This window comes from Streptomyces sp. NPDC000410 (assembly GCF_040300305.1).
GTDB lineage: Bacteria > Actinomycetota > Actinomycetes > Streptomycetales > Streptomycetaceae > Streptomyces.
On record NZ_JBEPDM010000031.1, the window covers coordinates 17,948 to 36,963 of the forward strand.

General features: G+C 70.3%; 20 protein-coding genes. 9 read left to right on the forward strand and 11 right to left on the reverse strand.

Translation table 11 applies throughout. The features are described from left to right. Positions 1 to 9: 9 nt before the first annotated feature. Entirely contained in the window at positions 10 to 861 is an 852-nt protein-coding gene (locus tag ABT342_RS25870; protein WP_351578446.1) for a helix-turn-helix domain-containing protein, read from the reverse strand. Positions 862 to 1,052: 191 nt separating this feature from the next. On the opposite strand from ABT342_RS25870, the gene ABT342_RS25875 reads away from it, so the two are divergent. Next, on the forward strand, positions 1,053 to 1,484 hold the full coding sequence (locus ABT342_RS25875) for an ATP-binding protein (protein WP_351578448.1): 432 nt from the start codon (positions 1,053 to 1,055) through the stop codon (positions 1,482 to 1,484). Between the two features lie 4 nt (positions 1,485 to 1,488). Here ABT342_RS25875 and ABT342_RS25880 read toward each other — a convergent pair whose 3' ends face one another. Next, positions 1,489 to 2,385, reverse strand: coding sequence for an SAM-dependent methyltransferase (locus ABT342_RS25880; RefSeq protein WP_351578451.1), 897 nt, complete (start codon positions 2,383 to 2,385; stop codon positions 1,489 to 1,491). 365 nt (positions 2,386 to 2,750) lie between these two features. Between ABT342_RS25880 and ABT342_RS25885 the strand changes: the two genes are divergently transcribed. Together ABT342_RS25885 and ABT342_RS25890 are read left to right on the forward strand one after the other, a co-directional pair. Next, positions 2,751 to 3,341, forward strand: coding sequence for a Uma2 family endonuclease (locus ABT342_RS25885; protein ID WP_351578453.1), 591 nt, complete (start codon positions 2,751 to 2,753; stop codon positions 3,339 to 3,341). A gap of 133 nt (positions 3,342 to 3,474) precedes the next feature. Then, on the forward strand, positions 3,475 to 4,443 hold the full coding sequence (locus tag ABT342_RS25890) for a DUF4331 family protein (RefSeq protein WP_351578456.1): 969 nt from the start codon (positions 3,475 to 3,477) through the stop codon (positions 4,441 to 4,443). 105 nt (positions 4,444 to 4,548) lie between these two features. Here the strand turns inward: ABT342_RS25890 and ABT342_RS25895 are convergent, their stop codons facing one another. After that, positions 4,549 to 5,562 carry a hypothetical protein gene (locus ABT342_RS25895; protein WP_351578459.1) on the reverse strand — a complete coding sequence of 338 codons (1,014 nt, stop codon included), beginning with the start codon at positions 5,560 to 5,562 and terminating at the stop codon, positions 4,549 to 4,551. Between the two features lie 226 nt (positions 5,563 to 5,788). Continuing rightward, a complete protein-coding gene (locus ABT342_RS25900) occupies positions 5,789 to 6,199 on the reverse strand; it encodes a peptidase inhibitor family I36 protein (RefSeq protein WP_351578462.1) in 411 nt (136 codons plus the stop codon). 406 nt (positions 6,200 to 6,605) lie between these two features. On the opposite strand from ABT342_RS25900, the gene ABT342_RS25905 reads away from it, so the two are divergent. The 4 genes from ABT342_RS25905 (at position 6,606) to ABT342_RS25920 (ending at position 10,198) form a co-directional block, all read left to right on the forward strand. Continuing rightward, positions 6,606 to 7,616, forward strand: coding sequence for a C40 family peptidase (locus tag ABT342_RS25905; protein WP_351578465.1), 1,011 nt, complete (start codon positions 6,606 to 6,608; stop codon positions 7,614 to 7,616). 270 nt (positions 7,617 to 7,886) lie between these two features. Beyond that, positions 7,887 to 8,609 carry a phosphatase PAP2 family protein gene (locus tag ABT342_RS25910; RefSeq protein WP_351578468.1) on the forward strand — a complete coding sequence of 241 codons (723 nt, stop codon included), beginning with the start codon at positions 7,887 to 7,889 and terminating at the stop codon, positions 8,607 to 8,609. 403 nt (positions 8,610 to 9,012) lie between these two features. Further along, positions 9,013 to 9,816 (forward strand): SCO4651 family lipoprotein, encoded by an 804-nt coding sequence (locus ABT342_RS25915; RefSeq protein WP_351578651.1) that lies wholly within the window; start codon positions 9,013 to 9,015, stop codon positions 9,814 to 9,816. A gap of 187 nt (positions 9,817 to 10,003) precedes the next feature. Continuing rightward, positions 10,004 to 10,198 carry a hypothetical protein gene (locus tag ABT342_RS25920; protein WP_351578471.1) on the forward strand — a complete coding sequence of 65 codons (195 nt, stop codon included), beginning with the start codon at positions 10,004 to 10,006 and terminating at the stop codon, positions 10,196 to 10,198. Between the two features lie 41 nt (positions 10,199 to 10,239). Here ABT342_RS25920 and ABT342_RS25925 read toward each other — a convergent pair whose 3' ends face one another. After that, on the reverse strand, positions 10,240 to 10,617 hold the full coding sequence (locus tag ABT342_RS25925; RefSeq protein ID WP_351578474.1) for a metal-sensitive transcriptional regulator: 378 nt from the start codon (positions 10,615 to 10,617) through the stop codon (positions 10,240 to 10,242). Positions 10,618 to 10,802: 185 nt separating this feature from the next. On the opposite strand from ABT342_RS25925, the gene ABT342_RS25930 reads away from it, so the two are divergent. Both ABT342_RS25930 and ABT342_RS25935 read left to right on the forward strand, forming a co-directional pair. Further along, positions 10,803 to 11,423 (forward strand): DUF47 domain-containing protein, encoded by a 621-nt coding sequence (locus ABT342_RS25930; RefSeq protein WP_027731940.1) that lies wholly within the window; start codon positions 10,803 to 10,805, stop codon positions 11,421 to 11,423. 6 nt (positions 11,424 to 11,429) lie between these two features. Continuing rightward, on the forward strand, positions 11,430 to 12,428 hold the full coding sequence (locus tag ABT342_RS25935) for an inorganic phosphate transporter (RefSeq protein ID WP_351578478.1): 999 nt from the start codon (positions 11,430 to 11,432) through the stop codon (positions 12,426 to 12,428). Positions 12,429 to 12,774: 346 nt separating this feature from the next. On the opposite strand, the gene pstB is transcribed toward ABT342_RS25935, so the two are convergent. The 6 genes from pstB to ABT342_RS25965 form a co-directional block, all read right to left on the reverse strand. After that, a complete protein-coding gene (pstB, locus tag ABT342_RS25940; RefSeq protein WP_351578481.1) occupies positions 12,775 to 13,551 on the reverse strand; it encodes a phosphate ABC transporter ATP-binding protein PstB in 777 nt (258 codons plus the stop codon). Between the two features lie 21 nt (positions 13,552 to 13,572). After that, a complete protein-coding gene (gene pstA, locus ABT342_RS25945) occupies positions 13,573 to 14,646 on the reverse strand; it encodes a phosphate ABC transporter permease PstA (protein ID WP_351578484.1) in 1,074 nt (357 codons plus the stop codon). After that, a complete protein-coding gene (gene pstC / locus ABT342_RS25950) occupies positions 14,643 to 15,635 on the reverse strand; it encodes a phosphate ABC transporter permease subunit PstC (RefSeq protein ID WP_351578487.1) in 993 nt (330 codons plus the stop codon). Before pstC ends, pstA begins: the two co-directional genes overlap by 4 nt. Before the next feature lie 98 nt (positions 15,636 to 15,733). Then, entirely contained in the window at positions 15,734 to 16,873 is a 1,140-nt protein-coding gene (pstS, locus tag ABT342_RS25955) for a phosphate ABC transporter substrate-binding protein PstS (RefSeq protein ID WP_351578490.1), read from the reverse strand. Positions 16,874 to 17,168: 295 nt separating this feature from the next. Then, positions 17,169 to 17,657, reverse strand: coding sequence for an NUDIX hydrolase (locus ABT342_RS25960; protein WP_351578493.1), 489 nt, complete (start codon positions 17,655 to 17,657; stop codon positions 17,169 to 17,171). Further along, positions 17,654 to 18,874, reverse strand: a complete 1,221-nt coding sequence (locus ABT342_RS25965) for a CHAD domain-containing protein (RefSeq protein WP_502965619.1) — start codon at positions 18,872 to 18,874, stop codon at positions 17,654 to 17,656. The genes ABT342_RS25960 and ABT342_RS25965 overlap by 4 nt, the downstream gene beginning before the upstream one ends. Between the last annotated feature and the right edge of the window lie 142 nt (positions 18,875 to 19,016).

Consider the following 19,016-nt stretch of genomic DNA (forward strand, 5'->3'; position numbering starts at 1 on the left):
CGGGACTCCTTACAGGTGTTTGGCGATGGTGTGGATGAAGTCGCTGGACGCCGCAGGGGTGAGAGCCAGGTGCTCCAGGCGGTCAAGGATCCGGCGGTACTTGTCGAGCTGGGCCTCGGCGTCCAGCAGGGCGATGCCATGGGACTGGTCCAGCTGCACGGTGTCGAGCTGGGGCACGGGCCCGTGTACGTAGTAGATGGGCTGGCCCGAGCCGGGGTACCCGTCAGCGTCGAACGGGATCACGAGGATGGTGATGTGCTCCCGCTCGCCCATGGCCAGCAGGTGGTGAAGCTGGGCTCGGGCGACGTCCCGGCCGCCGAACCGCATGCGCAGCGCGGCCTCGTGGACGACGGCCCGGTACGGGGTCGGGGCGTCCTGGTACAGGACCGCCTGCCGCTTGATGCGGAACGACATCCGGTGCTCGATCTCGGGAGGGGCCAGTTCCGGTACCACCTGCCGGAAGACGGCCCGAGCGTGGTCGGTGGTCTGGAGGAGGCCAGGCAGGCCTGACGTGTGCGCGGTGCGCAACGCCGTGCCGTGGTGTTCGAGTTCGGCCAGGTCCAGCAGCCCGCTGGAGAGGGTCTCGCGGTACTCCTCCCACCAGCCGCGCCTGCGCTCGCCGGTCATGGCGGCCAGTGCGTCGACCAGGTCCTGGTCGGGGCAGTCGTAGTGGCAGGCCAGAGTGCGCACGCGGTCGGCGCTGACGCCGTAGCGGCCCGCCTCGATGTTGCTGATCCGTGCCTGGTTGCCGCCGAGGAGCTTGGATGCCTGCGTTGCGGTGAGGCCCGCGCGCTCGCGGAGCCTGCGGAGTTCGGTGCCAAGTCGTTGACGACGTGCCGTCGGGGTGGTGCTGGGCGTCATCGACCGCTCCCTGTCTCCCTGGTGTGCGTCACCCACATGAGCGTACCTGGGTGCAATTCCATGGAAGCCCTGGAATGTATTCCATGGAACGCCCTACGGTCATTCCCAGGACAACCGCTTGGAAGTGCACCGCTCGACACAGCGGCAGAGCCACCAGGCGCCCAACAACAGTGCCGCGAAGGAGACTTCCGATGGCAACCGTATCCCCGCCCTGGGCCTACACCCTCCAGCTCCCCCACGACCCCCGCGCCCCCGGCGTCGCCCGTCACGCACTGCGGACCGTGCTGGCCGCGCACGACATGGCCGAGCTGTCCGCAATGGCCGAGCTCCTCGCGAGCGAGCTGCTCACCAACGCGCACCTGCACTCCGACGGGCCGTACACCCTCCGCCTGCGCGTGATGGAGCACGACCGGCTCCGGGTCGGTGTCTGGGACAGCAACCCCGACATCCCGCCGCCCTTCAAAGGCGGCGCCGCCCCGCGCCCGCCCGACGACCAGGAGCGCGGGCGCGGGCTTCACCTCGTCCAGATGCTGGCCGACAACTGGGGCGCGTACCCGCTCGGCGCGGGCGGGCCCCTGGGGGAGGGTGGCGGGAAGCTGCTCTGGGTGGAGTGCAAGCCCTGAACGGCTACGGCTTGGCGAGGACGCCGCCGTACTCGTACAGGCCCTTGTTGCGCTCGGTGGCACCCAGGTAGGGCGCCAGTGCCGGATGTACGGAGGCGAGGGGCGGCTGGCCGGGGTCGGGGCGCCAGTCGGGCAGGTTGACCAGGCCGGGCTCCACCGGCTTCAGCCCGTCCAGGAGAGCGTCGAACTCGGCCGGGGTCCGGGTCTGCCAGGGGATGCCGCTGGCCGTGATGTGCGCGCTCATCTCGGCGCCCCGGGCCGGGTCGTCGCAGACGACCTGCGACAGGGCCACATGGCTGCCGGGTGCCGCGTGGTCGATGACCGTCCGCAGGATGCGGCGGGGGTCGTCCGCGTCCTTCAGGTGGTGGACGACGGACAGGAAGAGCACCGCCACCGGCTCGTCGAAGTCGATCAGGCGCTTGATGTCGGGGTGGTTCAGGACCGCGTCCTGGTCGCGCATGTCGCCCGTGATCACCGTGGTGGAGTCGTCGTCGGCCAGCAGCGCCTGGCCGTGCGCCAGCACGATCGGGTCGATGTCGACGTAGACGACCCGGGCATCCGGTGCGAAGCGCCGGGCGACCTGGTGGACGTTGTCGTCGGTGGGGAGCCCGCAGCCCATGTCGATGAACTGGCGTATCCCCGCCTCCTGCGTCAGGTGGCGCACCGCCCGGTACAGGAACTGACGGTTCTGCCGCGCGATGTCCACGCATTCGGGGAAGGACGGCAGGGTGGACAGGAGGAAGTCCCGGTCGACCTCGTAGTTGTCCTTGCCGCCCAGCATCCAGCCGTAGGCCCGCGCCGAGGTGGGCACGTCGTAGGGGATCGAGGCCGTCCCGGGCTGAGGCCCGTCACCTTCGGGCCGGGGCTCGTGCTCGGGCTCTAACCGGTTCTCGCTCACCACGCGTGCTCCCCGTCTGTCTGTCAGGCCTCGGTCAAAGGCGTGCGCCGCGAGGCTATCAACTCGGCTCAGTCCGAAGGGAGTCGGCGGGGACGGCGGGCTGCGCCGGGTTCCAGTCGTCCGGTACGACTGCCGCCTCGCGGGCGGCCTCGGGGGCGGTGAGGAAACTGCCAGTGTCAGGCCCATGACTTAACGTGACTGAATGGGTGACGAGCCTGCCGATTCGACGGAAGGGGACCGGGATGTCCGAGGCCCACACATACACGTGGCAGTACGGTGGAGGTGCCGCCGAGCGGGACACAGGACCTCCCCCTGACCCCACTCGCGCAGCCGAGAAGCCCGAACCGGCGAGAAGGGGGCCGCACATCATGTCCGAACTGCGCCCCCTGCGCGCGTACCCGGGACAGCTGCGTGAAGTCGCCGAGCAGATCGAAGAAGCAACAGGTCTGCGCGTGCAGATTGTGGGAGGAAGCCTCATGATGTCCCCGACTCCCCGTGGGAAGCACGCGGGTGTGGTCTACCGGCTCGAGGAAGCGATCCGGCCGCATCTGCCGGACAGTCTCGTGGCCGCCGAGCTGGCGTCCATCGAGATGCCGGGTGATCCGGACGACTACGTGACGCCGGACCTCACCGTGTGCCCCGCGGAGTTCCTGGAGTCCGACGACTGGCTGATCGATCCGGAGGACGTCGAGCTGGCTGTCGAAGTCATCTCCCAGTCAGAGAAGGCCCGGGACATCTCCCAGAAGAACGACTGGTACGCCGTCGCAGGCGTCAGGGCCCTCCTCGTCATCGACCCCCGCCACGGCACTTGGGCGCTGCGCACCCGCCCTGCGGACGGTCGCTACGAGGACGTCCTCCCTGGCAAGTACGGCGAGGACATCCCGCTCCCGGAGCCGCTGTCGCTCACCCTGGCCACGGACCGCCTCCCGGTCTATGGGCCCCAGGCGAAGGCGAGCTGAGGGCGGGACAGCCTAGGCCTGTTCGGCGCGGCGACCTGGCCGGACGCGCGGGTGTGGCGCAGGCGGGGGACTTCTGGGGGTGCCTGTGGCCTGCCGCAGCGCGTCGTACGCGTACGCGGCGGATGCTGGGCGCATGTCTCATCACCTCAGCGGACCCAACCTGCGGTCCCCCATGGGCGACGCCCGGCTCGACATGACGGACCTGTTCGCGTTCACCGTGCCCGGCGAGCGCACCGTCCTGATCATGAACGTCAACCCGATCGCGCCGACCGGCGGCGACGCCTTCCACCCGGACGCCGTCTACCGCGTCAACGTCGACACCGACGGCGACCACCAGGCCGACGTGGCGTTCAGCTGCGTCTTCTCGCAGCCGCGCGACGGGCGGCAGACCGTCACCGTCCACCGGGCGACCGGGGAGCGGGCGCGGGACCACGAGCCCGGCGGGGAGGCGATCATCAGCGACGCACCGGTCAGCTTCGGCCCCGAGCCGGCCGTGGTCGACGCCGGGGCGTACACGTTCTCCGCCGGTCTGCGCAGCGATCCGTTCTTCGCCGACCTGGACGGCATCGTCAAGGACTTCCAGTGGACCGGCGTCGACTGGGGCGCCGACAAGAACGTCTTCGGCATCGTGCTGGAAATGCCGAACGAGGAACTCGGCAACGACCCGGCCATCGGGGTGTGGGGCCGGGTCAGTGTGCGGCAGAACGGCCGCCTCACGTCCGTCGACCGCGGCGCCCACCCGTCCCTGACCGCGTACTTCAACGCCGATGAGGTCAAGGACGCCTACAACCAGGGCGAGCCCGCCGAGGACTGGGACACCTACCGCGAGCCCTGGACCGCGGTGCTCCAGCACCTCGGCGGCTACGATCCGCAGGCCGCCGAGCAGGCCCTGCGCACGGTCCTGCCCGACATCTTGCGCTACGACCGCGCCAAGCCCGCCGCGTACCCCAACGGGCGTGCGCTCACCGACGACGTCACCTCGGCACGGCTGGCCATGGTCACCGGCGGGAAGGTCGCCAGCGACCACATCGGCCCGCACACCGACCTGCTGCCGCGGTTCCCGTACCTGGGGACCCCGCATCCCGTGCCGCCGGGCACCTGACGCACGGCGCGCACCGGCCGGCCGCAGGAGAGCAGCAGCCGGGGACCGGCAGCTGGAGACCGGCAGTCCGGTCGGCCTGGTCGGTCCGCTCACCGGTCAGTCCCCTCAGCCCGCCGTGATCCGGGCAGCCAGCTTCAGTCGCTCGTCGATCCCCTTCCTGACCGCGGCGAGCTCTGTCGCGTGCTGCTCGATCATCTGCTTCTGGTGGGCCACGTCGACCGCGTACCAGACCCCGGTGACGTTGTTGTCGATCTTGCACTTGGCGTCCGCGGTGGCCGTGGCCTTCTCCTCGGCGGAGCCCGGCTTGGCGGGCCAGCGCTTGTCGTTGCTCGCCTCCATGGGGCTCGCGTACGCGTACCCCTGCTTCTTCATGCACGCGGACCACTTGGCGAAGGCGTCCTGGACGCGCTTGTCCTCGAGGGACTTGGAGAAGCTGTTCAGGTTGACGTCGTTGGCGATCTGCGCGTCTCCGATACCGGACTCGGGTGTGCCGCCCAGCTTCTGCCTGGCCTCTCCGATGCAGCCGCCCTGCGGCACCTTCTGGCCCCGGAAGTTCTGGCCACCGGTCTTCCCGGCCGAGTGGGCGGCGGCCTTGGGGTCGGTGGTGCCGAGGAGGACCAATCGCTCGTCCTTGGACATCCCGGCGCTGTCGTCCTGCGCGGCAGGCCCGCCGGCCGCGGCCGATGCGGCGAGCGCGGACGGCGTGCGGTAGCCGTGCTTGCTCGTGTACTGCGGGTCGAGCACTCCGTAGCGGTACTCCGACAGGGTCTGCCCCGGGACCTGCTGCTGCGGCGTGGAGGTCTTGTACGTGAGGCCGAACCGCTGCATGCAGCGCTGACGCAGCACCTCGTCGGCCTTGCCGAGCTGGACCCACTGTTTGTCGGACAGCAGATAGCCCTCGATCGGTACGGGCTTCTCCACCCGCGTGGTGAGCGTGGGAATGCTGTCGACGGTTGCCGCCTGGGCGTTCGTATCAGCCCTGCCGTTCCCGGCCGAGGCGCCCTTCGAGGAGCCGTTCGCGGAACCGGCGGAGCAGCCGGTGAGGGCGGCGAGGGTGCCGAGGGCGATCACGGGCAGCAGCGCGGTCAGCTTCGGGGCGCGCGGGCGGAGCTGGGACACGAGCTCAACTTCCTTGGTGCGTCGGTGCGTCGGTGCGGCGGCGCGTCGGTGCGGTGGTGGCTGCCGGTCGGAGGAGAAGCCACAGCGCAGCCCGCGCGGGTGTGGTGCGCGGGCTGCGGGGCATACGCGGCGGGAATACGGGAAGGCGATGAGCGGGGCGCTCCGCCCGATAGCGGCGGGCGGGGCGCCCGTGAGCCTTCCTCGGAGGGCCGCCGGGGTCTTTTCCTTAGATGAAGCGGCCCGAGGCGTTGTTGTTCTTCATCGTCGAGTTGAGGTTTCCGGCCGTCCAGGCACCGAACGTCTGGTAGGCGTAGCTGGTGCCGTAGTTGGAGTTGTAGTAGACGCGGAAGCTCTTGCTGGTGTTGTTGTTGTTCACCGACGCGGCGTTGTTCTTGACGCCCTGGCCGGCACCGCTGCCGCCGTTCGGGTAAGCGGAAGTGACGAACTTGTAGCCGTCGTAATTCGCAATTCCGCCGGTCTGGGAGAAGATGGCGCCCTCGAAGTCCGAGTTGTAGAACAGGCAGGCGGCCTGCGACGGGCAGCCGGCCGCGGCGTTGGCCGGGGCGGCGGTGGCGAGACCGGCACCGGCGATGGCGAGAACGGTGGCGCCGACGGCGGCGAAACGCTTGAACTGCATGAGAAAAACTTCCCTTTGGTAGGTTTTCCAGAACGGAACCGGGAAGCACTGCATAAGCGGACCCCAGCCGCTTATTGCCCCCCGACGGCGATGACCGTAGCACTGATTTTCGGACAATGGATCATCAATTCTTATGCGAATAAAGGGAATTCAAGAATCCGGCAAAGGGTGATGGAATTCAGGTGAACGGCAGGTGGATTTCTCTTGCTGTCGCCGTGGAGGGCCGTATCCAGCGTGAGGCGGAGGCGGATCGTCCGCCGGTGCCCGGCGTCGCCGGCCCGGCCGTGGACATGCCCCGGGCGGCGTAACCGTGGCGCAAAGTCGCCTTCGTGCGCCCCCCTGAACCGGCACCCCCGCGCCTACACTGGCGCTCGGAGGACTCCTGTGTGGTGAAGGGCGGTTGACGGTGCGTAAGGCATGGCTGGTCACGGCAGGCGCCGTCGGGCTGTGTCTGAGCTTCGTCGCGCTGCTCGTCGTCGGGACGTACACCGCCGCGGCCGGGATCGCCAAGGGCGGGGGCGGCGGTGCCGTCGCCCTGGTCAAGGGAGCCGTGCCGGCGCTGTACCAGCCGCTGGTGGAGAAGTGGGGCACCCTCTGCCCGGCCATCAACCCCGCGCTGCTCGCCGCGCAGCTGTACCAGGAGAGCGGCTGGAACCCGAGGGCGCAGTCCCACGCCGCCGCGCAGGGGATCGCCCAGTTCATCCCGGGGACCTGGGCCACGCACGGCATCGACGGCGACGGTGACGGGGACCGCGACGTGTGGGACCCGGCCGACGCGATCCCGTCGGCGGCCTCGTACGACTGCGAGCTCGCCGGGTACGTGAAGAAGGCGCCCGGCGACCCGACGGACAACATGCTCGCGGCGTACAACGCCGGGGCGTACGCGGTCATCAAGTACGGCGGGGTGCCGCCGTACAAGGAGACGCAGAACTACGTCAAGGTCATCCGGTCGCTGGAGAAGAGCTTCGCCAGGCCCGTCGGGCGGGTCGCGCCGTCGCGGCAGGCGGCCGGAGCGATCTACTTCGCGCAGCAGAAGCTCGGTACGAAGTACCTGTGGGGCGGGAACGGGACGCCGGAGCAGGGCGGGCGGTTCGACTGCTCGGGTCTGACGCAGGCCGCGTACCGGACCGTCGGGATCGAGCTGCCGCGCGTCGCCAACGACCAGTACAACGCGGGGCCCCATCCGTCCCGTGACGAGCTGTTGCCCGGGGACCTCGTCTTCTTCTCGGACGACCTCACCAACTCGCGGGCCATCCGTCACGTGGGCCTGTACGTCGGCGGCGGGTACATGATCAACGCTCCGTACACCGGCGCGGTGATCCGCTTCGACAAGATCGACACGCCTGACTACTTCGGGGCGACTCGCGTCACGAAGGACGGCGCCGCCGCGCTGCCGACCGCACGGCCCGCAGCGTAAGGGAATGTGACGGAACGTCGGATGTGTGCCGGCGAAACGTCGGCAATGGCCGGAACTCTTCGTTAAGCGCAGGCCCTGAGCTGCGGTGATGCGTCACTCTTCGATAACGTCATGGTGATCGTTCCGTGGAGAGTGGAACGCCCCCGGCCAAAGGGTCGTTCCCTGGAGTGGAGCAGTAGACCAGTACGGGGGCCAGTACGGGGGTCGGTATCAGGAGCGGCGCACACGGGCGTGTGCCGCAGCAGGCGACAAGGCAAGGGGCCGCAGCAGATGGCTGAACTCGCACTGGACGGGGCGAACCCCGACGTCGGCCTGCTCTACGACATCAACGGGCTGGCGGTGTCCGCGCCGGACTGGTTCGACCGTGTCATGGAGTTCACCGGCGAGTACGGGATCATGCTCGCGATGGTGCTCGTCGTGCTCTGGTGCTGGTGGAGCGTGCGCCGGCGCGGCACCGAGGAGGACGCGGTCGCGACGGTCGCCGGGATGGTCTGGGCGCCGCTGGCCGCCGGAGTCGCGCTGCTGATCAACATCCCGATCCGCGGGTTCGTGGAGCGGCCGCGGCCGTTCCTGGACCACGAGGGGATCGAAGTGCTCGTGGACGGAAAGACCGACTTCTCCTTCGTCAGCGACCACTCCACGATGGCCATGGCCCTCGGCGTCGGCCTCTTCGTCGCCCACCGCCGCTTCGGGCTCGCCGCGATCGGCCTCGCGCTGGCCGAGGGCTTCTGCCGGGTCTACATGGGGGTGCACTACCCGACGGACGTGGTGGGCGGCTTCGCGCTCGGTACGGCCGTCACCCTGCTCCTCGCCCCGCTCGCGCTGGCGCTGCTGACCCCGCTGGTGTCGGCCGTCTCCCGGTCCGCCCATGCCGGATGGCTCGTACGGTCGCGGCGCGCGGCCGTGCTGGACCGGCAGCGGCGGCACGAGACGCTGGACATCGCGGAGCCGCGCCAGGGGGCGGAGCCGGGCGAGCGGGACCTGGCGGCGTAAGCGGCGTAACACGCGCCTCCCGCGAGCCGCTTGCGACGCGTCAGCGACCCGCGCGCGCTGACGCCTGAGTCCTCACGTACGTCCTCACGCCTGAGTCCTCACGTACGTCCTTACGCCTGAGTCCTCACGCCCACGCGCGCACGGCTACGCGTCGACCGGCGGGTTCGCGGCGTGCAACTGGGCATCCGTCCTCGCACGTTCACGTGAGCGGCGGGCCGGGCCCGCCCAGCCACAGCTGCAGCGCGCGATGCAGAAGGAGCCACGCTCGTCGGTGCGAGTGTCGTGTTGCCTATGCACATCCCCACGGTACCCCGGCGTGACGACACGCCGAGGCCGTCGTTATCCGGGGCGGGTGGGTCCAGGAAGGGGATGGCCGGTGACGGTGAAGCGGCAGCACAGGCTCATGGGCGGGGTGTGCGCGGTCGTCGCCGTGCTGGGTGCCGGGGCGAGCACCGGGTGTTCCGCGGGGAAGGACGCCGTGGCCGACGCAGGGCCGCCCGGGGATGCCGTCGCCGCCGTGCGGAGCGCCGCCGACGTGCTGGCCCTCGCAGGGACCTCGAAGGCGCGCACCTCCATGGAGATGGCGGCCGGCGGGACCAGGGTCACGATCCGCGGCGAGGGAGCGTACGACTTCCGCCGGAGCATGGGTCACCTCAGGGTCGTCCTGCCGAAGGACCCCGCCGGGGCGGACGAGCACCGGCCGATCACCGAGCTGCTCGCGCCCGGCGCCCTCTACATGAAGAACCGCGGCGCGGGGGTGCCGGCCGACAAGTGGGTCCGGGTCGATACGACGACCCTTCAGGACGGGAACCTGGTCACCGGCGGCGCGACCGACCCGGCCGCCGCCGCCGAACTGCTGCGCGGGGCGCGGACGGTGACGTACGTCGGCCAGGAGGAGCTGGCCGGGGTGAAGGTCACCCACTACCGCGGCACCGCGGACATCGCGCACGCCGCGAAGGCCGCCTCTCCGCGGGCGCGGGGCGCGCTGGCCGCCGCGGCGAAAGGGTTCACCAAGGACACCGTGCCGTTCGACGTGTACCTCGACGAGGAGGGGCGGCTGCGCAAGGTGCGCCATCAGTTCAGCTTCGTCAACCAGGGGCGGTCCGTGGCCGTCGCCTCGACGACGCTGCTGTACGCGTTCGGCGCGCCCGCCGACGTCACGCTTCCGCGGCGCGGGGACATCTACGCAGGGAAGATCCGCGCCTAGGCCATGCCCGGACACCCTCCGGGGCGGGTCCGGGCTGGCTTGATCTAGACCATCGGGGTGCCGGGAAATGGTCCGGACGTGCCATGCGCGGCAAGTGTCCGGCTCCCTACGCTAGGAAGCCGACGAAGTCGACACGGGCTGACACGGGCTGCCGAAAGTCGACACCGGCCGGAAGAGGTGACCGCACGTGGCTCCGCTCAGTACGCCGACCGTCCAGGACCACGTCGCCCTCGCCGAGATCGAGCTGTGCGGTGAGCTGATGATCGCGGCGTCCGCCGCGAACGAGGAGCGGCTCAGCCCGGACCGTATCGACGAGGTGCTCAATGTGACGGCGTCGTCGCTCGACACCGACTGCGGGGACCGGCGGGACCGTCGGGGCTGACGGGACCCACGGGGTGGGGGCGCGGCGGCCGCGCCCCCGGGTCATGTCCGCATCATCCGGGCGATCGCCTTCGTCGCCTCCTCGACCTTCGCGTCGATCTCGTCCCCACCCTTCAGTGCCGCGTCCGCGACGCAGTGGCGCAGGTGCTCCTCCAGCAGCTGGAGGGCGAACGACTGCAGCGCCTTGGTGGAGGCCGAGACCTGGGTGAGTATGTCGATGCAGTACGTGTCCTCGTCGACCATGCGCTGGAGGCCGCGGATCTGGCCCTCGATCCGGCGCAGTCGCTTGAGGTGCTCGTCCTTCTGCTTGTGGTAGCCGTGCACGCCCTGGTCGTGGCAGGGCTCCTGGTCGGGTCCCTCGCCAGGGGTCGTGCTCGTCTCGTCCGTGACCGGAAGGCCGGCCGTGTCCGTGGTCGTCATCGCGTCCTCCCGTTGTACGCCGATATACCCCTCGTGGGTATATGGTACCGATCCCTGTCGGTTAGTGGGGCCCTGTGCTGATCACAGTGCCTGATGGGCGACACTGAATGGACGCCGGTTAGCCGTGGCCGGATGATGCGCCTAGCATCAGCCTGACCGAAACCCAGCACCCATGAGGACCCCACGTGCGATTTCGTCTGACCCCCAGGGAGACGAGCTTCTACGACATGTTCGCCGCGTCCGCGGACAACATCGTCACGGGCTCGAAGCTCCTGATGGAACTGCTCGGAGCGGATGGTCCCGCCCGAGCCGAGATCGCGGAACGGATGCGGGCAGCGGAGCACGCCGGGGACGACGCCACCCACGCGATCTTCCACCAGCTGAACTCCTCGTTCATCACACCGTTCGACCGTGAGGACATCTACTCCCTCGCGTCGTCCCTCGACGACATCATGGACTTCATGGAGGAGGCCGTCGACCTCGTCGTCCTCTACAACATCGAGGAACTGCCGAAGGGCGTCGAACAGCAGATCGAGGTTCTGGCGCGGGCGGCCGAGCTGACGGCCGAGGCCATGCCGCATCTGCGGACGATGGACAACCTCACCGAGTACTGGATCGAGGTCAACCGGCTCGAGAACCAGGCCGACCAGATCCACCGCAAGCTGCTCGCCCACCTCTTCAACGGCAAGTACGACGCGATCGAGGTGCTCAAGCTGAAGCAGATCGTGGATGTGCTGGAGGAGGCCGCCGACGCCTTCGAGCACGTGGCCAACACGGTGGAGACCATCGCGGTCAAGGAGTCCTGAGGCTTCGTGGAGACCTTTGCGTTGGTCGTGACCATCGGGGTCGCGCTCTTCTTCACGTACACGAACGGCTTCCACGACTCCGCGAACGCGATCGCGACCTCGGTGTCCACGCGGGCACTGACGCCGCGCGCGGCGCTGGCGATGGCCGCGGTGATGAACCTCGCCGGTGCGTTTCTCGGCAGCGGGGTCGCCAAGACCGTCAGCGAAGGGCTGATCGCGACGCCGGAAGGCTCGCGGGGCATGGGCATCCTGTTCGCGGCGCTCGTCGGCGCGATCATCTGGAACCTGGTGACCTGGTACTTCGGGCTGCCGTCGTCCTCCTCGCACGCGCTGTTCGGCGGCATGGTGGGCGCGGCGCTGGCGGGCGGGACCGAGGTCATCTGGTCCGGGGTGCTCGACAAGGTCGTCATCCCGATGTTCGTGTCGCCGCTCGTCGGTCTCTGCGCCGGCTATCTCGTGATGTGCGCGATCATGTGGATCTTCCGCAAGGCCAACCCGGCCAAGGCGAAGCGGGGCTTCCGTATCGCTCAGACGGTGTCGGCGGCGGGCATGGCGCTCGGCCACGGTCTCCAGGACGCGCAGAAGACGATGGGCATCGTGGTGATGGCCCTCGTCATCGCCGATGTCGAGGACTACGGCGACCCGATTCCGGTGTGGGTGAAGATCGTCTGCGCGGTGATGCTGTCGCTGGGGACGTACGCGGGTGGCTGGCGCATCATGCGGACGCTGGGGCGCAAGATCATTGAGCTGGACCCGCCGCAGGGGTTCGCGGCGGAGACGACGGGGGCGTCGATCATGTTCGGGTCGGCGTTCCTGTTCCACGCGCCGATCTCGACGACGCATGTGATCACTTCGGCGATCATGGGTGTCGGGGCGACGAAGCGGGTGAACGCGGTGCGGTGGGGTGTCGCGAAGAACATCGTGCTCGGCTGGTTCATCACGATGCCGGCGGCGGCGGTGGTGGCGGCGTTCTCGTTCTGGATCGTGAACCTGGCGTTCGGCTGACGCCGCGGCTCGGGTGGCGGACGCGGCTGGGGTGCGCGGGTGGGGGCGCCTGCGGCGGGCTTTTCTCCCCGCCCCGCCCCTTCCCGAAAACTGGGGCTCCGCCCCAGCCCCCGTTGCGGGGGCTCCGCCCCCGGACCCCCGCGCCTCAAACGCCGGCGAGGCTGGATTGCGGGGCGGGTAGGGGAAAGCCCCGCGCAGCGGCTCCCGGCACCCGGTCACCGGCCCCGGCACCCGGCCCCGGCGGAGACGGAAATGGGCCCGCCCCCTGCTCGGTAGAGCAGAGGGCGGGCCCGTTGCCTTGCGGTGGCACCGCCATGCAGCACCGTAAGGCAGTCCGGAGGGAGGCCTAGCCGAAGCGGCCCGAGATGTAGTCCTCGGTGGCCTGGACCGACGGGTTGGAGAAGATCCGCTCGGTCTCGTCGAGCTCGATCAGCCGGCCGGGCTGGCCGACCGCCGCGAGGTTGAAGAAGGCCGTGCGGTCCGAGACACGCGCCGCCTGCTGCATGTTGTGCGTCACGATGACGATCGTGAAGCGCTCCTTCAGCTCGCCGATCAGGTCCTCGATCGCGAGCGTCGAGATCGGGTCCAGGGCGGAGCAGGGCTCGTCCATCAGCAGGACGTCCGGCTCGACCGCGATCGCGCGGGCGATGCACAGACGCTGCTGCTGGCCGCCGGACAGGCCCGAGCCGGGCTTGCTCAGGCGGTCCTTGACCTCGTTCCAGAGGTTCGCGCCCTTGAGGGACCGCTCGACGATCTCCTCGAGCTGACGCTTCTTGTAGCTGCCGTTCAGGCGCAGACCCGCCGCGACGTTGTCGAAGATCGACATGGTCGGGAACGGGTTCGGGCGCTGGAACACCATGCCGACCGTGCGGCGTACCGCCACCGGGTCGACGCCGGAGCCGTACAGGTTCTCGTCGTCCAGCATCACCTTGCCCTCGACGCGGCCACCGGGGGTGACCTCGTGCATCCGGTTCAGGGTGCGCAGGAACGTGGACTTGCCGCAGCCGGACGGGCCGATGAAGGCGGTCACGGAGCGGGGCTCCACGGTCATCGAGATGTCCTCGATGGCCTTGTGGGAGCCGTAGTAGGCAGTCAGGCCGCTGACGTCGATTCGCTTGGCCATTTACATCACTTCCAGGTGGCCTTAGCGGCCGGTCTTCGGGGCCTTCCAGCGGGCGATGCCGCGGGCCACCAGGTTGAGGATCATGACGAAGGCGATCAGTACGAGGGCCGCTGCCCAGGCGCGGGCGACGGCGGCGTCGGTGCCGACGGCGTACTGCTCGTAGACGTACAGCGGCAGCGAGGCCTGAGCGCCTTCGAAGGGGTTGCCGTTGATCAGCTTCGTACCGAAGACGAGCAGCAGTACGGGAGCCGTCTCGCCGGTGATACGGGCCACCGCGAGCATGACGCCCGTGGTGATGCCGCCGATCGCGGTCGGGAGGACCACCTTCAGGATGGTGCGCCACTTCGGGACGCCCAGCGCGAGCGAGGCCTCACGCAGCTCGTTGGGGACGAGCTTGAGCATCTCCTCGGTGGAGCGGACGACGACCGGCATCATCAGGATGGCGAGCGCCATCGCGCCGGCGAATCCGGAGGGCCCGAAGCCCAGCATCAGATTCCAGGTGGCGAGGACGAAGAGACCCGCGACGATCGACGGGATGCCCGTCATGACGTCCACGAAGAAGGTGACGGCCCGCGCGAGGCGCCCGCGGCCGTACTCGACCAGGTAGATCGCGGTCAGCAGGCCGATCGGGGCCGCGATCACGGTGGCGATGAGGACCTGCTCGATGGTGCCGAGCAGCGCGTGGTAGACACCGCCGCCCATCTCGGCGTCGAGGACACCGCTCATCGAGTGGGAGAGGAAGTACCCGTCGAGGACTTCCACGCCCTTGCTGATCGTGACCCAGGCGAGGGAGAGCAGCGGGATGACGGCGAGGACGAAGGACACCCAGATGACGCTGGTGGCGACCCGGTCCTTGGCCTGGCGGCTGCCCTCCACCTTCGTGGTGATCAGATAGCTGGCGAGTACGAAGACCAGGGCGGCCAGGAGGCCCCACTGCACCCGGCTCTGCAGACCCGCCCCGACGCCGATGCCGATGCCCGCGGCGAGGGAGCCGACGGCGATGGCCGGCTGGGCCCAGCGGGGGAGGCGGGCGTGGGAGAGGTGGTTGACGCGCACGGCGGGCGCCGGGCGCTCGTCCTGGATGGTGTGGCTCATGCGTTGGCCCCCGAGTACTCCTTGCGGCGGGCGATGATCCACCGGGCCGCGCCGTTGACCAACAGGGTGATGACGAAGAGCACCAGGCCGGAGGCGATCAGGGCGTCCCGCCCGAACTCGTCGGCCTCGTTGAACTTCGAGGCGATGTTCTGGGCGAAGGTGCCGCCGCCCGGGTCGAGCAGGTGCCCGGAGATGAGGAAGCTCGGGGAGAGGACGACCGCGACGGCCATGGTCTCGCCGAGCGCGCGGCCGAGGCCGAGCATGGAGGCGCTGATGATGCCGGAGCGGCCGAAGGGGAGCACCGACATGCGGATGACCTCCCAGCGCGTCGCGCCGAGCGCGAGCGCGGCCTCCTCGTGCATCTTCGGGACCTGGAGGAAGACCTCACGGGTGACGTTGGTGATGATCGGAAGGATCATGATCGCCAGCAGGATGCCGACGGTGAAGAGGCTGCGCGCGGGGCCGTCGCCGGCCTTGTCGAAGATGTACGTCCAGCCCATGTACTCGTCGAGCCACTTGTTCAGGCCGTCCAGGTAGGGCACGAGGAAGATCGCGCCCCAGAGGCCGTAGATGATGCTCGGCACGGCGGCGAGCAGGTCGACGACGTACGCGAGGGGCGCGGCGAGCCTGCGCGGCGCGTAGTGCGAGATGAAGAGCGCGATACCGACGGCGACGGGCACGGCGATGGCCATGGCGATGATCGAGGAGACGATCGTGCCGAAGGCGAGGACGGCGATGCCGAAGACCGGCGGGTCACCGGCCGGGTTCCATTCGAGGGTGGTGAGGAAGTTCCCCTCGTCCTTCGAGATGGCGAGGAACGCGCGGTAGGTGAGGAAGCCCGCGATCGCGGCCATGATCACCAGGAGGGTGATGCCGGATCCACGCGAGAGGCCCAGGAAGACACGGTCTCCCGGGCGGGTCTTGGACTTCATGGTGGCTATGGCCGGCCCCGGTGGGGGCGGAGCTTCGTTGTGTGTGGTGGTTGCCATGAGTTTCTCCGGTCTGCGGAGCCTTGCAGGCTCCCGGCGGCGGTGCACCGGATGCCGGGGCCGGCCCGTCGTGGTGGACGGACCGGCCCCGGTCGGGGTCAGGACAGGGTGGGGACGATCGCGCGGACCTTGGCCGCGATCTCGGCCGGCAGCGGCGCGTAGCCCGCGTCCGAGAGGACCTTCTGGCCGTCCTCGCTGACCGTGTAGTTCAGGAACGCCTTCAGGGCCGGCAGGGTCTCCGCCTTGTTGCCCTTGTCGCAGGCGATCTCGTACGTGACGAGGATGATCGGGTAGGCGCCTTCGGCCTTGGTCTTGTAGTCGAGACCCAGGGCGAGGTCGTTGCCGGTGCCCTTGATCTTGGCGGCGGCGATGGCCTTGGAGGCGTTCTCCGGGGTGGCCTCGACCGGGGCGGCGGCACCGGTGTTCAGCTTGACCGCGTTGATCTTCTGGGCGGTGGCGTAGGACAGCTCGAAGTAGCCGATCGCGCCGTCGGTGCCCTTGACGCCGGTGGCGACACCGGAGGAGCCGCTCGCGGCCTGGCCACCCTTGGCGAGCCACGCCTTCGACTTCGGGTCGTGCTTCCAGTCGGCCGGGGCGGCCTCGCTCAGGTACTTGCCCAGGTTCTGGGTGGTGCCGGACTCGTCCGAGCGGTGGAACGCCTGGATGGTGGTGGCGGGCAGCTTGACGCCGGGGTTCAGCTTGGCGATCGCCGCGTCGTCCCACTTGGTGATCTTGTTGTCGAAGATCTTGGCGATGGTGGCGGCGTCGAGGACGAGGTTGTCCACGCCGTTGAGGTTGTAGCCGATCGCGATCGGGCCGCCGACCATCGGCAGGTTGATGCCCTGGCCGGTCTTGCAGATCTTCTTGGACTCCTCGACCTCTTCCGGCTTCAGCGCGGAGTCGGAGCCGGCGAAGGCGACCTGGCCCTGGTTGAACTTGGTGATGCCACCGCCGGAGCCGATGGGCTGGTAGTTGATCTCGACGCCGGAGCAGGCCGCCTGGAAGTTCTTCACCCAGAGGTCCATGGCGTTCTTCTGGGCGCTGGAACCGGCTGCGAGGAGCTGGCCCTTGGCGTCGTCACACTTGACGTTCGACGCGGCGTCGGTCTTGCCGCCGGAGCCGCCGTTGGTGCCACCAGTGTTGTCGTCCGAACCGCACGCCGTGAGGACCAGGGCGCCGGAGACCGCGAGGGCAGCGAGCGCGGTGGCGCGAAGCCCGTTCTTGCGCTGAAGCTTCACTTTTCGGGTGTTCCTTCCAGGAGCGCCGGTGGTGGACGTCTCGTGACGTTGTACGGCGGCGCGCGTCGGGGTGGATGGTGGCGGCACTGCGCCGGTCACCGTGTAAGCCCGAAATTAGGCAGATCAGGTGAAGCGGCCGACGGAGGAGAGTGAACGGAGGGTGAACCCTGACGGGCGGGGAAGTTCTTGGGCGTGGCGGGCGTGGCGGGGGTCGGCGGAGGGTATTAGGGGGCCCTTCGACCGGCTCGCTCACAACGTGTTTCGGTTACTTGTTCATTGAAGCGCCTGTTCGCCCTCAGGGCGCTCCGAGCGCGCCGCGCGTTCCGAGTTCTGAGATGAGGGCGTCCACGAGGTGGCGGTCGCGGGGCTGGGTGAGGAGGTTGCGGGCCGCGGCAGGGGAGAGCCAGATGATGCGGTCGACCTCGCTGCCCGGGGTGAAGTCGCCGGGGGACTCCGCCTCGGCGGCCCAGTAACTGACCTGCTTGGGGCGGCCGGCGACCATGTAGTGGACGGTGGGGAGGGGCGGGCCGGGGGTGGCGTGATGGCCGGTTTCCTCCAGGACCTCGCGCAGCGCGCCGGACAGCGCGTCCTCGGCGCGCTTCAACTTGCCCTTCGGGTGCGACCAGTCGTCGTAGCGGGGGCGGTGGACGAGGCAGATCTCGATGCCGTGGCCGTCGTCGTCGCTGCCGTCGTCGAAGTGGCCGCTGCCGCTGTCGTGGCCGCGGTGGGGGGAGCGGCGCCAGAGGACACAGCCGGCGGCGTGGACGGTGTCCGGCGTGCTCACGGCGCCGCCACCGCCTGCCGGTGCCAGACGTGGTGGAAGGCGAAGCGGGCGGCCTCGACCTCGTGGCGCTGGTCCGCGTGGAGCACGCCGAGCGCGTACGCCGTCGCCGGGGCGATCCGGGGGGTGCGGGCGGCCGCGGCGGCCGCGCCGGCGGCCTCGGCGGCGTCGCGGTGCCGGTCCAGGGTCTGACCGGCCACGGTCAGCAGCGGGTCGCGGCCGGCGGCCCTGACCTCCTGGGCGTACCGGTGCAGTCGCAGCAGCAGCCGCACCTGGTGCCAGGGGGCGTCCTGGGCCTCGCCGGCGGAGGCGGTGGCCAGGCCGTGCACGAGTGCCTCCGCGTTGTACGGGTGCGCGGCGCGGGCCAGCGGCAGCGCGGTGACCGCGTCGAGCAGGCGCCGCTCGACGGTCTCGGCGTGCGTGTCGAGTACGGCGGCGGGCGCGGCCGCGGCGGCCGCGAGGGGCACCTCGGACGCGAGCAGCGCGACGGCGTCGGCGACCGCGTGGAACCGCGACGACCCGAGGGCCTGCAACGCGGCGGAGTGCGCGCGCGTCCGACCGAGCGTCAACTGCCGCTCCAGCAGCGCCGCGGCCCGCGCGGCCCCCACGGTGAGCGCCCCGCGCGCGGCGGCCTGGGGGGTCGCGCCGCCGGCGGCGCGAGCGCCTCGCCCGGCGGGGCGTGCCGCCGCGTCTTTGAGGGGTCGCGAGCCTCCGGCTTCACGACCGGCCCGCCGGGGCGGGGCGCCGGGAGCGGCGGGTTCCGTGCCGGGCGCCGACAGGCTCGTACGGTCGTCGGCCGGCCCGGACCGGGCGGCCTGTGCGGCCGGGGCGATCCCGGCCCCGGATCCGGATGTCACGTCGGCGGTCGCCGAGGCCTCCCGCCCGAGGCCGGCCGCGTTGTCGCTCCGCGCGGAGTCGGCCCGCGCACCGGTGCCGGGCAGGGCGGCGTGGCCCGCACGGGGGGTGGGCGCCGAAGCGCCGGGCACCGCTGTTGGTGCGCCGGGGGCTGATCCCGCTGCCGCCGCGCCCGGCACCTGGGCGGGCGTTGACGCGCCCGGAGCCGATACGGCTGCCGACGCGCCGGGCGCCGATGCCGCTGCCGAGGAGCCGGGCACCTGGGCGGGCGTCGAGTTGGTCGTCGCCGCGGCCGGTGCGCCCGGAGCCGATACCGCCGCCGGTGCGCCGGGCGTCGAGGTGGTCGCCGTCGGCCCGCCGGGCACGGTCGCCGACGCGCCGGGCACCAGTGCCGCGGCCGACGCGCCGGGCGCCTGGGCGGGCGTCGACACGCCCGGCCCCGCTGCCGCCGCGCCCGGCACCGACGCGGCCGCCGCCGGAAGCGTCTCGCCCCGCGCCGCCGGGACC

Excerpts from the sequence above, each read along its gene's own strand:
- ABT342_RS25915 (WP_351578651.1), top strand. The coding sequence starts at position 9,013 with ATGGGCGGGGTGTGCGCGGTCGTCGCCGTGCTGGGTGCCGGGGCGAGC.
- ABT342_RS25900 (WP_351578462.1), bottom strand. The coding sequence starts at position 6,199 with ATGCAGTTCAAGCGTTTCGCCGCCGTCGGCGCCACCGTTCTCGCCATC.
- pstC (WP_351578487.1), bottom strand. The coding sequence starts at position 15,635 with ATGGCAACCACCACACACAACGAAGCTCCGCCCCCACCGGGGCCGGCC.
- ABT342_RS25925 (WP_351578474.1), bottom strand. The coding sequence starts at position 10,617 with ATGACGACCACGGACACGGCCGGCCTTCCGGTCACGGACGAGACGAGC.
- ABT342_RS25875 (WP_351578448.1), top strand. The coding sequence starts at position 1,053 with ATGGCAACCGTATCCCCGCCCTGGGCCTACACCCTCCAGCTCCCCCAC.
- ABT342_RS25870 (WP_351578446.1), bottom strand. The coding sequence starts at position 861 with ATGACGCCCAGCACCACCCCGACGGCACGTCGTCAACGACTTGGCACC.
- ABT342_RS25885 (WP_351578453.1), top strand. The coding sequence starts at position 2,751 with ATGTCCGAACTGCGCCCCCTGCGCGCGTACCCGGGACAGCTGCGTGAA.
- ABT342_RS25890 (WP_351578456.1), top strand. The coding sequence starts at position 3,475 with ATGTCTCATCACCTCAGCGGACCCAACCTGCGGTCCCCCATGGGCGAC.
- pstA (WP_351578484.1), bottom strand. The coding sequence starts at position 14,646 with ATGAGCCACACCATCCAGGACGAGCGCCCGGCGCCCGCCGTGCGCGTC.
- ABT342_RS25910 (WP_351578468.1), top strand. The coding sequence starts at position 7,887 with ATGGCTGAACTCGCACTGGACGGGGCGAACCCCGACGTCGGCCTGCTC.
- pstB (WP_351578481.1), bottom strand. The coding sequence starts at position 13,551 with ATGGCCAAGCGAATCGACGTCAGCGGCCTGACTGCCTACTACGGCTCC.